General features: G+C 68.6%; 13 protein-coding genes. 6 read left to right on the forward strand and 7 right to left on the reverse strand.

The window, feature by feature from the left end:
* Positions 1–266: 266 nt before the first annotated feature.
* Entirely contained in the window at positions 267–1,448 is a 1,182-nt protein-coding gene (locus tag E0H45_RS37385) for a citrate/2-methylcitrate synthase (protein WP_131346632.1), read from the reverse strand.
* Positions 1,449–1,521: 73 nt separating this feature from the next.
* On the opposite strand from E0H45_RS37385, the gene E0H45_RS37390 reads away from it, so the two are divergent.
* A complete protein-coding gene (locus E0H45_RS37390; RefSeq protein ID WP_131346634.1) occupies positions 1,522–2,664 on the forward strand; it encodes a citrate/2-methylcitrate synthase in 1,143 nt (380 codons plus the stop codon).
* On the opposite strand, the gene E0H45_RS37395 is transcribed toward E0H45_RS37390, so the two are convergent.
* On the reverse strand, positions 2,657–4,090 hold the full coding sequence (locus tag E0H45_RS37395) for a flavin-containing monooxygenase (protein WP_131346636.1): 1,434 nt from the start codon (positions 4,088–4,090) through the stop codon (positions 2,657–2,659). The two genes, E0H45_RS37390 and E0H45_RS37395, sit on opposite strands and share 8 nt — an antisense overlap.
* 103 nt (positions 4,091–4,193) lie before the next feature.
* Here E0H45_RS37395 and E0H45_RS37400 point away from each other — a divergent pair, with 103 nt between their 5' ends.
* Positions 4,194–4,565: a YciI family protein gene (locus E0H45_RS37400; RefSeq protein WP_131346638.1), complete on the forward strand. Its 372-nt coding sequence runs from the start codon at positions 4,194–4,196 to the stop codon at positions 4,563–4,565.
* Between the two features lie 131 nt (positions 4,566–4,696).
* Complete coding sequence (locus E0H45_RS37405; RefSeq protein WP_131346640.1) at positions 4,697–5,917, forward strand: RNA polymerase sigma factor; 1,221 nt, start codon at positions 4,697–4,699, stop codon at positions 5,915–5,917.
* 149 nt (positions 5,918–6,066) lie between these two features.
* On the opposite strand, the gene E0H45_RS37410 is transcribed toward E0H45_RS37405, so the two are convergent.
* On the reverse strand, positions 6,067–6,483 hold the full coding sequence (locus E0H45_RS37410; protein ID WP_131346642.1) for a MerR family transcriptional regulator: 417 nt from the start codon (positions 6,481–6,483) through the stop codon (positions 6,067–6,069).
* A gap of 24 nt (positions 6,484–6,507) precedes the next feature.
* On the opposite strand from E0H45_RS37410, the gene E0H45_RS37415 reads away from it, so the two are divergent.
* The gene (locus E0H45_RS37415; RefSeq protein WP_131346644.1) at positions 6,508–7,905 is read left to right on the forward strand and encodes an MFS transporter; all 1,398 of its coding nucleotides are present in this window, start codon (positions 6,508–6,510) and stop codon (positions 7,903–7,905) included.
* Here E0H45_RS37415 and E0H45_RS37420 read toward each other — a convergent pair.
* Together E0H45_RS37420 and E0H45_RS37425 are read right to left on the reverse strand one after the other, a co-directional pair.
* The gene (locus E0H45_RS37420; protein ID WP_238155615.1) at positions 7,886–8,833 is read right to left on the reverse strand and encodes an RNA polymerase subunit sigma-70; all 948 of its coding nucleotides are present in this window, start codon (positions 8,831–8,833) and stop codon (positions 7,886–7,888) included. The genes E0H45_RS37415 and E0H45_RS37420 overlap by 20 nt on opposite strands.
* A 14-nt stretch (positions 8,834–8,847) precedes the next feature.
* On the reverse strand, positions 8,848–9,753 hold the full coding sequence (locus tag E0H45_RS37425; protein WP_131346648.1) for an alpha/beta hydrolase: 906 nt from the start codon (positions 9,751–9,753) through the stop codon (positions 8,848–8,850).
* A 65-nt stretch (positions 9,754–9,818) separates the two neighbouring features.
* Between E0H45_RS37425 and E0H45_RS37430 the strand changes: the two genes are divergently transcribed.
* Both E0H45_RS37430 and E0H45_RS37435 read left to right on the forward strand, forming a co-directional pair.
* Positions 9,819–10,202, forward strand: coding sequence for a DUF4870 domain-containing protein (locus E0H45_RS37430; RefSeq protein ID WP_202872709.1), 384 nt, complete (start codon positions 9,819–9,821; stop codon positions 10,200–10,202).
* 37 nt (positions 10,203–10,239) lie between these two features.
* Positions 10,240–11,052 carry an aminoglycoside phosphotransferase family protein gene (locus E0H45_RS37435; RefSeq protein ID WP_131346650.1) on the forward strand — a complete coding sequence of 271 codons (813 nt, stop codon included), beginning with the start codon at positions 10,240–10,242 and terminating at the stop codon, positions 11,050–11,052.
* On the opposite strand, the gene E0H45_RS37440 is transcribed toward E0H45_RS37435, so the two are convergent.
* Together E0H45_RS37440 and glgB are read right to left on the reverse strand one after the other, a co-directional pair.
* Positions 11,042–11,920 carry an NUDIX hydrolase gene (locus E0H45_RS37440; RefSeq protein WP_238155616.1) on the reverse strand — a complete coding sequence of 293 codons (879 nt, stop codon included), beginning with the start codon at positions 11,918–11,920 and terminating at the stop codon, positions 11,042–11,044. The genes E0H45_RS37435 and E0H45_RS37440 overlap by 11 nt on opposite strands.
* 10 nt (positions 11,921–11,930) lie before the next feature.
* On the reverse strand, positions 11,931–14,159 hold the full coding sequence (gene glgB, locus E0H45_RS37445; protein ID WP_238155617.1) for a 1,4-alpha-glucan branching protein GlgB: 2,229 nt from the start codon (positions 14,157–14,159) through the stop codon (positions 11,931–11,933).
* Between the last annotated feature and the right edge of the window lie 71 nt (positions 14,160–14,230).

Below are 14,230 nucleotides of genomic sequence, written 5' to 3' on the forward strand. Positions count from 1 at the left end.
AACCCGCCACTCCAGGAGGCAACCCGCCAACCCGCCGCCCCGCCGACCCGGCGTACGGCCGGCCCGGCGTCCATCGAGTCGTGGACATCGGCTGCCGAACACCGCCTCGATCCACGACTCGCAGTTTCGGAGACCAACCAAACGCCACGACTCGGCGTGATATCGGGCGAGCGATGGTTCCGCGCGGGGGCGACGCGCCGTGCGCGGCGGCTCTCTGGCGGGGCACGTGGTGTGCGGCCAGGTGGTGTGCGGCAGGTGGGTATGAGTTAGGTGGTTTGGCCGGTGTAGATGCCGGGGGTTCGGAAGCGGAGGGGTGGGGCTGCGTATTCCTCCAGGGCGTGGGCGGTCCAGCCGATCATGCGGGCGAGGGCGAAGAGGGCGTCGCCGGCGTCGGGACGGAAGTTGTAGGCGTGCATGACGGCGGCGATCGCGAGGTCGCTGTTGGGGAACGTCGGCGTACGTTCGGCGATCGCGTGGATCGTGCTGACGATGGGGTCGTCGCCGAGGAGTTCGAGCAGTACGTCGGCGCGCGGGTCGCGGTGCTGGTAGATGCGGTGGCCGAAGCCGGGGATCGGTTCGCCGGAACGCAACTGGTCGGACAACGCCTTCATCGGGTCGTGTTTCGCTCGGTCCAGGAACTCGTAGGCGAGTGTCGGCGCGGCGCCGTGGTACTGGCCGTCGAGTGCGCCGAGTCCGGCCGAGATGACGGCGTACAGGTTCGCGCGTGCGCTGGCCGCGACCCTGGCTGCGACGGTGGAGACGGCGAGTCCGTGGTCGGCCAGGAGGATGAGTGCGGCGTCGAGTACTTCCGGTCGCGGTTCTTCGTCCGAGAGCTTCGGCCAGAGTTTCCCGCCCAGCGTCGTACGCGTGACGATCCGTCCCGGGAGTGCCGCGACCAACGTCCCGATCAACCTCCCGGCCGCGGCAGTCACCGACGCCGTCGACAGGTCGAACCGCAATGGATCCGCGGCCCCCAACACAGCCACCGCCACCCGCAACCGATCCGTCAACCGAGCCCCTGCCGGCACCACCTCCATGGCCGCCCGAGCCAACTCCACCCCCTCCCGCTCCACCCCGAACAAACTCTCCGCTTGCGGCACCGCACCCGAATCTGTTGGGGGTCGGCCGGTCCAGAGGAGGGTGGCTACTTGTTCGAGGGTGGCGGTGGTGGCTAGGGATTGGGCGGAGTGGCCTCGGTAGTAGAGGTTGTCGTCCTGAAGGAGGGTCAGTTCGGATTCGATGCGTTCGACTACGCCGGAATGTTCTACCGAGCGGGCGGCGAGGCGTTCGACGTCGGCGGCGGGGAAGAGGCTGCCGCGGCGGCCGCGGGCTCGGACGCTGGTCAGGAGGCCCCGGCTGACGTAGGCGTAAACCGTTGCCGGCTTGACCTGCAGACGGCGCGCCACCTCGGCGGTGGTCAGGTAATTCTCGTCACCTTCGGACGGCATCCCCGCTCCTCGGACCATTCATGTTGACTGGATCAATATTGACAATCATTGATCGCCTGTCAACTCTGAAGATATGTCAACAACGATCAATGTTCCGCCCGGCCTGCGCAATGTCGTCGTCACCGAGACGACCCTCGGCGACGTCCGTGGCGACGAGGGTTTCTATCACTACCGCGAGTACTCGGCGATCGATCTCGCCAAGTCCAAGACTCTCGAAGACGTCTGGTACCTGATGTTCGAGGGCTACCTCCCGAGCGCCGCCGAGCGCGAGCGGTTCGTCGCCGAGATTGCCCCGCTGCGCGTCCTCCCGGACGAGGTCAGCGCGGTCCTCCCGGCGATCGCGACCGCCGGTACGACGTTCAACCCGCTCGCCGGCCTCCGAACCGCCCTGTCGCTCCTGGCGGCTGTCCGTGGTCTCCCGCCGCTCTGGGACGCCGACCCGGCTCGCCGTAAGGCCGACGCGATGCTGGTCTGCGCAGTGACACCGACCATCCTCGCGGCCCTCTACCGGCTGCGTGAAGGACAGCAGCCGCTGGAGCCGCGCGCCGACCTGTCGGCGGCCGAGAACTGGCTCTATCTGGTGACCGGCGCCGAACCCACTGCCGTCCACGCGACCGCGATCGAGCACTACCTGGTCTCGACCGTCGACCACGGTTTCAACGCGTCCACCTTCACCGCCCGCGTCATCGCGTCCACTGGTGCGGACGTGGTCGCGGCCGTCGCGGGTGCGATCGGTGCGTTCTCCGGTCCGCTGCACGGCGGCGCGCCGGATCGCGCTCTCGCGAGCCTCGACGAGATCGGTACGCCGGACCGCATCGACGACTGGGTCCGCGCGAAGGTGTCCGCCGGCGACCGGATCATGGGGTTCGGGCATGCGGTGTACCGCACCGAGGACCCGCGTTCGCTGATGCTGCGCGACATCGCTCGCGGGATCGGCGGCGAGCTCGTCGACTTCGCGACGACCGTCGAGCAGCGGATCGTCGACGTACTCGCCGAGCTGAAGCCGGGTCGCAACCTGTACGCCAACGTCGAGTTCTACGCTGGCGTCGTGATGGAGCTGTGCGGTATCCCGCGCGCGATGTTCACGCCGACGTTCGCCGTCAGCCGCATCATCGGCTGGTCCGCCAACATCCTCGAACAGTCCACCGACCCGAAGATCATCCGCCCGGCCGCGACGTACGTCGGCCCGCAGCCTCCCGCGCCCGTCCCTAGCTGAACTGCATGACGCCGTCGTCGAGTCGGTTGTAGCGGAGGGTGATGAGGTCGCGGGGGTAGTTCTGGCGGAGGCGCCAGGGGCCTTGGGTTCCTTGGCGGGGGAGGATCTGGGCGGCGCGGCGGATGTAGCCGGAGGAGAGGTCGACGACGGGGCGGGGTGGGGCGTCGTACTCGGAGGGGTCGACCTCGGGGAGGCAGACGCGGGTGCCGGTTGCGGTGAGGTGGTTGAGCAGCCGGCACACGTACTGCGAGGTGAGGTCGGAGCGCAACGTCCACGAGTTGTTGGTGTACCCGATGCACCAGGCGAGGTTCGGTACGCCGCTCAGCATCATGCCCTTGTAGACGAACGTGTCGTGCGGCGCCACCGCCCGCCCGTCCACCGTCACCTGGATGTTGCCGAGCGCAACCATGCGGAGGCCGGTCGCGGTGACCACGAGATCGGCCTCCAGCTCACGCCCGGACCGCAGCCGCAGTCCGGTCGGCGTGAACCGATCGATCTCGTCGGTCACCACCGAGGCCGACCCGTTACGCAATGCCTTGAACAGGTCCGCGTCCGGGACCAGACACAGTCGCTGATCCCAGGGCTTGTACCGCGGCGTGAAGTGCGGATCGACCGGGATCGACTCCGGCAGCTCTTTCGCCACAAAGCTGTTCAACAGCCAGGCAGCATGCGCCGGCCATTTCCGGAACGCGCTGTAGACCGCGGTGCTCGCGACGACGTTCTTCCCGCGGATCAACCGGTGCGCGAGCTTCTCGGGCAGTACGGCGCGGATGCGGTCGGACATCGCGTCGTGGGCCGGGCGAGAGGCGACGTAGCTCGGCGACCGCTGCAGCATCGTCACGTGTTCCGCCGTACCCGCCATCGCGGGCACCAGAGTCACCGCGGTCGCGCCGCTGCCGATCACGACCACCCGCTGGCCGGCGTAGTCCAACTGGTCCGGCCAGTGTTGCGGGTGCACGATCCGCCCCTGGAAATCATTCTTTCCGTCGAAGTCGACGACGTACCCCGAGTCGTAGTCGTAGTAGCCGCTGCACACGTAGAGGAACGAGCACGTGTACGCCGCGTCCGCCGTCTCCACGGTCCACAGTGCGTCCGCCGACGACCACGAGGCGCGGACGACGCGCTGTCCGAAGCGGATGTGCTTGTCGATCCCGTACGTCGACGCGGTCTCGTACAGGTAGTCGAGGATCGACGGCCCGTCCGCGATCGCCTTCGCCGCCTTCCACGGGTGGAACGGGAACCCGAGCGTGAACATGTCGGAGTCCGACCGCACCCCCGGGTACCGGAACAGGTCCCAGGTGCCGCCGAGCGCGTCGCGGCCCTCAAGGACGGCGTACGTGCGGTCCGGGCACCGGGTCTGGATCCGGTACGCCGCGCCGATCCCGGACAGGCCCGCGCCGACGATCAGGACGTCGAGGTGCTCCATGTACCCCACGGTAATAAAAATTCTTTCCGGGTGTTGTCGATTCCGTGTCGCGACGTTCGTCAGCAAGATGTCCAAGTAGAAGACCTCAACGAGGGAGCCCGAGATGGCGCAGTACATGTTCCTGCTGTTCGACAGCGAGGAGTGGTACGACAACCTGACGCGCGACGAGTGGCAGCAGGCGATGAAGTTGCACGGGGAGTTCGCGGCGGCGGTCGAGAAGGCCGGGGCGCGGATCCTCGGCGGGGAGGCGCTCGAGCGGTCCAATACGGCGAGCACGGTCAAGAACCGCGAGGGTGCCGAGCCGCTGGTCACGGACGGGCCGTTCATCGAGACGCGGGAGGCGCTCGGCGGGTTCTACGTGATCGAGGCGCGTGACCTCGACCAGGCGCTGGAGCTGGCCAAGCTCTGCCCGTCCGGCAACATCGAGGTCCGTCCGGTGATGCCGACGACCGAGGACGCGGCCCCGCCGGCCTGACCAGCGACGGCGCACGGACGATCGGATCGCGATCGCGATCGTGCACGGAGGATCGTCCGGATCGTGCCGTTCGACCCGGGGACGCCGGCGCTCGGTCCCGTCGGCGTACCCACGGCAGGGGGACAGGGGAGATGGTGACTGAGGCGGTAGAGGTGACCCGGGTGGTGGACCGGGCGCATCGGGAGAGCTGGTCGACGGTGCTCTCGTCCGTCGTCCGGCTCACTCGGGACCTGGATCTCGCGGAGGACTGCACGCAGGACGCGTTCGTCCAGGCGCTGCGTACCTGGCCGGACGGGATTCCGGACAATCCGGCCGGCTGGCTGACGACCGTTGCCCGGCGACTGGCGCTGGACCGGCTGCGGCGGGAGACGAACCTGCGGCGGAAACTGCCGCTTCTGGTGGAGCAGCCCGACGAGGCCGAGCAGCCGACGGACCCGCTGCGGCTGGTGTTCACGTGCTGCCACCCGGCGTTGGCGCGGGAGTCCCAAGTGGCGTTGACGTTGCGGCTGATCTGCGGGTTGACCACGCGGGAGGTGGCCGCGGTGCTGCTGATCGGCGAGGCGACGGCGGCGGCGCGGATCACCCGGGCGAAGAAGAAGATCGCGGCGGCCGGGATTCCGTATCGCATCCCGGCGGATCACGAGTTGCCGGCGCGGATGGATGTGGTGCTGACCGTCGTACATCTGGTTTACACGGCGGGGTACGTCGCCACGGGGGTGGAGCTGACGCGGGCCGATCTGACCGGGCGGGCGATCGAACTGGCGCGGATGCTGGAGCGTTTGATGCCGGACGAGCCGGAACCGCTAGCACTGCTAGGGCTGCTGTTGATGACCGAGGCGCGTGGTGACGCGCGGGTCAGCGCGGACGGTGAACTGGTGCTTCTGGCCGATCAGGACCGGTCGCGGTGGGACGGGAAGCTGCTGGCCGAGGGTGTCTCGCGGGCGACGTCGGCGTTGCAGCGCGGGCATGGGCGGTTCGCGTTGCAGGCGGCCGTAGCCGGTCTGCATGTGACGGCGCCGTCGTGGGAGAAGACGGACTGGGGGCAGGTGGTCCGGATGTACGACGCGATGATGGTGAGCTGGCCGACCCCGATCGTCGCGCTCAACCGGGTGGCCGCGCGCAGCCTGGTCCCGGGAGCTGACCTTGAGGCGGTCCTGGTCGAACTGGATGCCTTGAGCAAGGAGCCGGCTCTCGCGACGTACGCCTACCTGCCCGCGACCCGGGCGGATGTCCTCACCCGCCTCGACCGTCCCGAACAGGCGGCCGAGGCCTACAAGCAGGCGATCCACCTGACCGCCAACGAAACCGAGCGCCGCTTCCTCACCACCCGCCTCACCAACCTGAACCGCTAGCACACGAGGGGATATCCCCTGGTGTTGTGGGTTCTCCCCTCGCATACCAACGGAGAAGGCACAACGCCGACGGATATCCCCTCGTGTGCAGGGGGTCTCGTCGCGGCGCGGCGCGGGGAGGGGAGGGGAGGGGAGGGGAGGGGAGGGGGTTACTCGCGGGGGGCCCAGAGTTGGTCGGCGTCGCCGGCTTGCATGCGGCCTCGGTAGACGTCGATCTTGTGGTCGATGAGTTCGAGGCTGTCGGTGAGCTGGGCCAGTTGGGTGAGGATCTCGGCGCGGTGCGTCTCGAGGAGTTCGAGGCGGTCCTTCTCGTTGCCGCGGCCGGCTGTGACGAGTTCGGCGTACTGGCGGATGGTGCGGATCGGCATGCCGGTGGCGCGGAACCTGGTGCAGATCTTGATCCAGTCCAGGTCGATCTGACGGTAGCGGCGGCGCCCGCCGGCGGTCCGGTCGACGGTGGTGACGACGAGGCCGGCGCGCTCGTAGTACCGCAGCGTGTGGACACTGACGCCGGTGCGTTCGGCGGCTTCGGCGATGCTGATCCCGCGTTCATTGACTTCGAGCACGCTCTAAATCCTAGCGTTGCTCGTATGACCCTTCCAACGCTCGAGGACACTGGTCTGACCAGTGCCCGCCGGTACGCCGTCCTCGCGATCTGCTGCGCGAGCCTGCTGATTTCGGTGATGGACATCTCGATCGTGAACATGGCGCTGCCCGCGATCCGGGACGATCTCGGCGCCTCGACGGCCGGTCTGCAGTGGACCGTCGACGCCTACACCCTGGTGCTTGCGAGCTTCCTGCTGCTGGCCGGCTCGACCGCCGACCGGTACGGCCGCAAGCGCATGTTCCGCCTCGGCCTGACCGTCTTCGGCCTCGGCTCGCTCCTCTGCAGCCTCGCGCCCAGCATCGAGACGCTGATCGCCGCCCGCGCCGTCCAGGCCGTCGGCGGCACGCTGCTCAACCCGGTCGCGATGGCGATCGTGGTGACCGTGTTCCCGGAGCGCGCCGAGCGGGCCCGCGCGATCGGGATCTTCGGCGCGACCGCCGGCCTCTCGCTCGTCCTCGGCCCGATCCTCGGCGGCGCGCTCGTGGACGGTCTCGGCTGGCGGTCGATCTTCTGGGTGAACCTGCCGATCGTCGTCCTCGCGGTGATCTTCACCAGCCTGTACGTGCCCGAGTCCCGCGCCGCGCACGGCCGCCGCTTCGACCCGATCGGCCAGCTCCTGGTCGTCGTGCTCCTCGGCAGCGTGGTGTCCGCGATCATCGAGAAGAACGCGTGGCGTACGCCGCTGATCGTCGCGGCCGCCGTCGCCGCGGTCTTCCTGATCGCGTACGAACGCCGCCGCGCGGAGCCGTTGCTCGAGCTCCGGTTGTTCCGCAGCGTCCCGTTCAGCTCGGCGGTGGTGATCGCGATGTTCGCCTACACCGGGTTCGGCGCGTTCCTGTTCGTCACAACGCTCTACCTGCAGAGCGTTCGCCACCTGTCGGCCCTGGACGCGGGTCTTTGTCTGCTGCCCGTCGGACTCCTCATCTGCGTCCTCTCACCGCTGACGGGCCGGGTCGTCGGATCGCGCGGCCCACGCCTGCCACTTGTCGTCGCCGGTACGGCGCTGACGCTCGGAGCGCTCGCATCCCTCACGATCCAAGCGTCCACACCGCTGATCAACGTGCTCGCGATCCTTCTGTTCTTCGGCGTCTTCCTCGGGACCATCAACCCGCCGATCGCGAACTCAGCGGTGTCCGGGATGCCGGCGGCGATGGCCGGTCTGGCCGGTTCGCTCGCCTCGGTCGGCCGGCAGACCGGTACGTCGCTCGGTGTCGCGATCGCCGGATCGATCGTCGGCGCCACCGCGACGACCGATCCGCGTCGGTTCGTCCGCGCCGAGCACATCGTCTGGTGGCCGACGATCGCGATGGGTCTCGTCGTACTGGCGCTGGCTCTGATCAGCACGAGCCGCCGTGCGCGTCTTACGGTGCAGGAGCTGTAGGGGGCAGACCGAAGTGCGTGACGAGACTCGGGTCGCTGAACACATGGATGTGGGTCAGTCCGGTCGGCGTGGGCGTGAGTACGGCGACGCCGTACGGCTCGCCCTTGAAGTAGGCGCCCACTGCGGGCTGGCCGTTCGCGATGATCGGGATCATCCGCCAGTCGCCCGGTGCACCGACCGCGGAGGCGAGGAGCTGCAGGCACATCACGCGACCGTTGAACCAGGCCGTCGTACCGACCATCTCGATCGCGGCGTCCGCGCGGAGAGCGCGTTCTAGGGCTGCGGTGTCGGCGTTCTCGAAGCCGGCGATGTAGTCGTCTAGCAGTGCTAGCGATTCGGGGTCAGTGGGCGCTGAGACGTCACCCTGTGACGGCGCCTTCTCGTCCAGGCGGGCTCGGGCGCGTTGCAGCGTGCTCTTCACGGCCGCGACCGACGTGTCCAGCATCGTGGCGACCTCTGCGGCCGGGAACGCGAGCACCTCTCGCAGGATCAGTACGGCGCGTTGCTTCGGCGGCAGGTACTGCAGGGCGGCGATCAACGCCAGCCGCAGGCTCTCCCGGACGGTGACGATCGACGCGGGATCGGAGACGACCAGAGTCTCGGCGATCGGCTCGACGAACCGCACCGCCGGATCGTCCGGCGGCACGCCGGGACTGAGGTCGGTGGCAGGTGCTCCCAGACCGGAGGGCAGAGCCCGGCGTCCACGCTGCTCGAGCGCAGTGAGGCTGACATTGGTCGCGATCCGGTACAGCCAGACCCGCACGGACGAGCGGCCCTCGAAGGACGACCACGACCGCCACGCCCGTAGGTAGGTTTCCTGCACCACGTCCTCGGCCTCGTGCACGGACGCGAGCATCCGGTAGCAGTGCGCCAGCAACTCTCTGCGGAAGGGCTCGGTCCGGTCGGCGAACTCGGCCTCATCCTCCATCACAGCTCCCTGAGTCATGGCGTCTCCAACTGCAGTACCCGCTGAGCAAAGCGTCCCATCCGCTGGATCGCATCGTCCGCCTCCGGCGCGCGCCCAGCCGCCATCTGGAACGTGTGCTGCATCTCCGGAAACACGTCCAGCTGCACCTCGACCCCGGCCTTCGCCGCGACAATTGCGAGTTGTTGCGCGTCGTCCAGCAGTACTTCGTCCCCGCCGACCTGGATGTAGATCGGTCCGAGTCCGGTCAGGTCGCCGTACAGCGGGTTCACGAACGGGTCGCGCGGCGAGCCGTCCGGTCCGAGGAAGATCCAGGCGAGTCCACGGACCAGATCCCGGTGGAAGAACGCGTCGCGGTCCTGGTTCTCGTTGTACGACGTACCCGTCGCCTCGAGGTCCACCCACGGCGAGAACGGCATCGCGCCGGCGGGCAGCGGCAGGCCGACCGAGCGGGCGCGTAGTTGCGTGGTGATCGCCAGCCCGCCGCCGGCCGAGTCGCCGGTGAACAGGATGTGCTCGGGCGCGATGCCCTGGTCGAGCAGCCAGCGGTACGTGTCGACCGCGTCGTCGACCTGGGCCGGATGCGTGTGATCGGGCGCCAGCGGGTAGTCGAAGACCAGCGCCCGCGCTCCGACCGTGCGGGCGAGGTGCGCGAACAGCTTCCGGTGCGAGTACTGCGATCCGCCGATGAAACCGCCGCCGTGCAGACACAGCAGCACCCGATCCGCGGCGGCGCCGTGCGGCACGATCCACGTCGCCCGGCGTCCCGGCACCGCCAGGTAGTCCACGTCCGCCGGCTCGGTCGTCAGCCCGGCCCAGCGGTGATCGGCCAGCTCCTGATCGCCGTCCTGGATGTTCTCCTCGGCAGCCTTCCGGTTCGCGGCCCAGTGCCGCCGGACCGCTTCCGACTCCTTGCTCGCCATCGTCATCCCTTTCGTTGCAGGTATGTCACCGGTACTGACTGGAGACACCGCGAAAAGGAATCGGTGTGCTTGACTGGACTATGAGCACGCCGCTGTCAGGCTCAGAAGAGCGCACGTGGGCGATGGTCGCGCACATCGGTGTGCTGATCGCGGCCTGGCTGGCGATGGGGTTCCTGTGCCCCCTGATCGTCTGGCTGGTCTTCCGGGACCGCTCGGACTTCGTACGGCGGCATGCGGTGGAGTCGCTGAACTTCCAGATCTCGCTGCTGATCTACTCGGCGCTCTCGGCCGTGCTGATCTTCATCACGTTCGGTCTCGGGGTGCTGATCGTCGTACCGCTCGTCGTGATCGGTGCGATCGCGGCGCTCGTGGTGATCATTCTGGCGACCGTCGCGGCGTCCAGTGGGAACGACTACAGGTATCCGTTGACGATCCGCTTCATCCGCTAGACAGGCCTAGCTGGACACGGCCTATAGGGTCGGCCCGGTGGAACTCATCGGGCAGGGGATGGAAGGGGCCGTCTACGATCTCGGCGACGGGACCGTGCGGAAGGTCTGGTTCGATCGCCGGCCGGAGGACGTGCGGCCGTTGCAGGCGTTCCTCGACGAGCTGCCGGAGCTGCCGTTCCGGACGCCGCGGATCCGGGAGATCACGGCGGGGGAGGACGGGCTGGCGGTCAGCGTCGAGGACAAGCTGACCGGCGCGCCGCTGCACGAGGCCGGGCTGCCGGAAGAGGTTGCGCTGGACGCGTTCGTCGCCGTGGTGGAGGCGTTGCGCGAGGTGCGGCCCGGGCAGGCGAGCAACGACATGCCGGTGCTCGGGCAGCAGTTCTGGGGGCAGTCGTGGGGCGATCGCCTGGCGGGTTTGGTACGCCGTCGCGCGGAAGCCTCGAACGTCCACCTGGAGCGCGACGTCGCCGGTTTCCCCGAACTGCTGGAGGAAGTGCTGGACGGCCTGACCCAGCTCGGGGACGCGTCGAGCGTTGTGCACGGCGACATCTGTCCGCCGAATCTGCTGATGGACGGGCAGCGGGTGGCGGCCGTGCTGGACTGGGGGTTCCTGTCGACCGCGGGGGACAGCACGTTCGAGGCGTCCCTGGCGGCGGGTTTCTTCGACATGTATTCGCCCGATGCGCGCCGACTCGACGACCTGCTCACGGCCCGGTTCGAGGAACTCGGGCACGATCGGGAGCGGATGCACCTCTACCGGAGGGCGTACGCGATCGTCACCGCGACGGTCTACGACGAGAACGCCGGTGACGGACACTACGCCTGGTGCGTCAACCAGCTCACGAGGTGATGGGCGAGCCGTCCCGGAGGTTGTGCAGCTGGTCCGGAGCGTCCAGGAGCATCGGGAGCCGGCGCGCATTGAGCGGCGAAACCAGCCCGGCCAGCTTGTCCGGCGGATGCCACGAGATGCCCTTGATCTCGAACCCGTCCGGCTGCAACCGGTCGATCAGCGACGGGTCGTGCACACCACCGTCGTACAGGATCTCGACGGCGTCGCCCCAGCCCTCCCAGCGCGGCAGCCAGTCGATCGCGAGTACGCCGAGCAGCGGGAGCGCCGTACCGAGCTCCTCCTCCATCTCGCGGGACGCACCGGTCGCCGGGTCCTCGTCCGGCTCGACCACCCCGCCGGGCAGCTCCAGGTCCTTCTTGTAGCTGACCTGGCACAGCAGCACCCGTCCACCGGTGTCGCGGACGACGACGTGCGCGATCACGCGCTTCTTCGGCAGCGTCGAGTCCATCAACGCGGTCCAGCCCGTCACGGTGTCCGGACGCGGATCGTCGACGCGCATCCCGTACACGGCGACATCGCGGCGCTCGCCCTCCACCAGAGCTGCTCCGCGTAGTACGCCCTCCCGCCGGAAGCCGGAGCGGACCGCGACCCGTGCGGAGGAGTGCAGCTCGGGATCCACCTCGACCTGCAGCCGCTCCAGACCGAGCTCACCGAACGCGTACTCGGCCACGAGCCGCAGAGCCTGCTGCGCCGCCCCAGGACCGCCCTCCAACGCCCACGTGACCAGGCCGACGCCCGGCGTCGTCTGGCGTACCTCGACCTTGCCGAGAGGTTCGCCGTGCTCGACGTCGAAGGTCACCACCTGCCCGTTCGGCTGCGAAGGGTGCAGCGTCAGGTCACCATCTGACAGGGGATGTAAGGCGGTCACGCCGTGAACGCTACCCGGTGAAGCGCAGGTACACCGTCGCCAGGGGTGGCACGGACAGCTCGGCACTGGACTTCATGCCGTGCCACTCGGGGCCGTCGGCCTCGACAGCGCCGAAGTTGCCCACGCCGGATCCGCCGTACGAGTTGGCGTCGGTGTTGACGACCTCCTCCCAGCGACCGGCGTACGGCAGGCCGAGCTGGTAGCCGTGGTGCGGGAGCGCGGAGAAGTTCGCGATACACGCCACGGTCGGCTCGCCCTCCTCGCCGTACCGGACGAACGAGAACACGTTGTTCCCGGCGTCGTTGGCGTCGATCCAGCTGAACTTCTCCGCGTCGTGATCGGTCCGCCAGAACGCCGGGTTGTCCTTGTAGACCCGGTTCAGGTCGCGGATCAGGTCCTGCAGACCCTTGTGGTCGCTGTGCTCCAGCAGCCACCAGTCCAGCTCACCCTTCTCCGACCACTCCGACTCCTGGCCGAACTCGCAGCCCATGAACAGCAGCTGCTTGCCCGGGTGCGCCCACATCATCGCCAGGTACGCGCGGAGGTTCGCCAACTGCTGCCAGCGGTCGCCGGGCATCTTCCGCAGCAGCGACCCCTTGCCGTGCACGACCTCGTCGTGGGACAGCGGGAGGACGAAGTTCTCGGAGTACGCGTACATCATCGAGAACGTCAGCTCGTGGTGGTGGTACTGCCGGTGCACCGGCTCGTGCTCCAGGTAGCGGAGCGAGTCGTTCATCCAGCCCATGTTCCACTTGAAGCCGAACCCGAGGCCGCCGAGGTGCGTCGCCCGGGTGACACCCGGCCAGGACGTCGACTCCTCCGCGACCGTGATCACGCCCGGGACCCGCTTGTAGAGCGTCGCGTTCATCTCCTGCAGGAACGACACGGCCTCCAGGTTCTCGCGGCCGCCGAACTGGTTCGGCACCCACTGACCCTCTTGCCGCGAGTAGTCCAGGTAGAGCATCGAGGCGACCGCGTCCACCCGCAGGCCGTCGATGTGGAACTCCTCGGCCCAGTACAGCGCGTTCGCGACCAGGAAGTTGCGCACCTGCGGGCGGCCGAAGTCGAACACCAGCGTTCCCCAGTCGGGCTGCTCGCCGCGGCGCGGGTCCGGGTGCTCGTAGAGCGGCGTACCGTCGAACCGGGCCAGCGCCCAGGCGTCCTTCGGGAAGTGCGCCGGCACCCAGTCGACGAGTACGCCGATGCCGGCCTGGTGCAGCCTGTCGACCAGGAACCGGAAGTCGTCCGGGTCGCCGAACCGCGACGTCGGCGCGAAGTACGACGTGACCTGGTAGCCCCACGAGCCGCCGAACGGGTGCTCCATCACCGGCATCAGCTCGACATGCGTGAAGCCCATGTCGTTGACATAGGCAACGAGCTCGTCGGCCAGCTCGCGGTACGACTTGCCCTTGCGCCACGAGCCGAGATGCACCTCGTACACGCTCATCGGCTCGGCGTACGCCTGCGCGCCGGCGCGCTTGGTCAGCCAGTCGGAGTCGCTCCACTCGTACGTCGACTCGTGCACGACGGACGCGTTCGCCGGGGGAGTCTCGGCCAGGTTCGCCATCGGGTCGGCCTTCTGCCGCCAGACGCCGTCCCGGCCGCAGATGTCGAACTTGTACCGCGTGCCCGGACCGACGCCGGGCACGAACAGCTCCCACACGCCGGAGCCGCCGAGCGAGCGCATCGGATGCGCGCGGCCGTCCCAGAAGTTGAAGTCCGCGGTCAGCCGGATGCCCTGCGCGTTCGGGGCCCAGACCGCGAACGACGTACCGGTCACGGCGCCGCCCGGGCCCTCGTACCGGCGGACGTGGGCGCCGAGCACGGTCCACAGTTGCTCGTGGCGGCCCTCGCCGATCAGGTGCAGGTCGACCTCGCCGAGCGACGGGAGGTACCGGTACGGGTCGTCGACCTCGCTCGCGGGACCGTCGGTGTAGGTGACCTCGAGGCGGTAGTCCGGGACCTTGTCGATATCGAGTACGCCGACCCAGATCCCGTCGTACTCGTGCCGGAGCGCGAGCCGCTGGTCGTCGTACAGCACCGTCACGCTGTTCGCGTACGGGCGCAGCGCGCGGACGGTGACGCCGTGCTCGCCGACATGCGGGCCGAGCACCTGATGAGGATCGTGGAAGGTGCCGGCAACCAGTCGTTCGAGATCGGTCCGAGCGACCGGAACCGCTGTCACCACAGGCTCGTCGGCCGCCACCACTGGCTCCTCAAAAGCTTCACGCTCTCCCATGAACCCCATCCTGCCCGATCCCGACCCGCTACACCGCACCCCCGTACCCGCCGAGTCCTGAAGTACACAAA

The sequence above is a fragment of the Kribbella soli genome (assembly GCF_004331345.1).
GTDB classification, from domain to species: domain Bacteria; phylum Actinomycetota; class Actinomycetes; order Propionibacteriales; family Kribbellaceae; genus Kribbella; species Kribbella soli.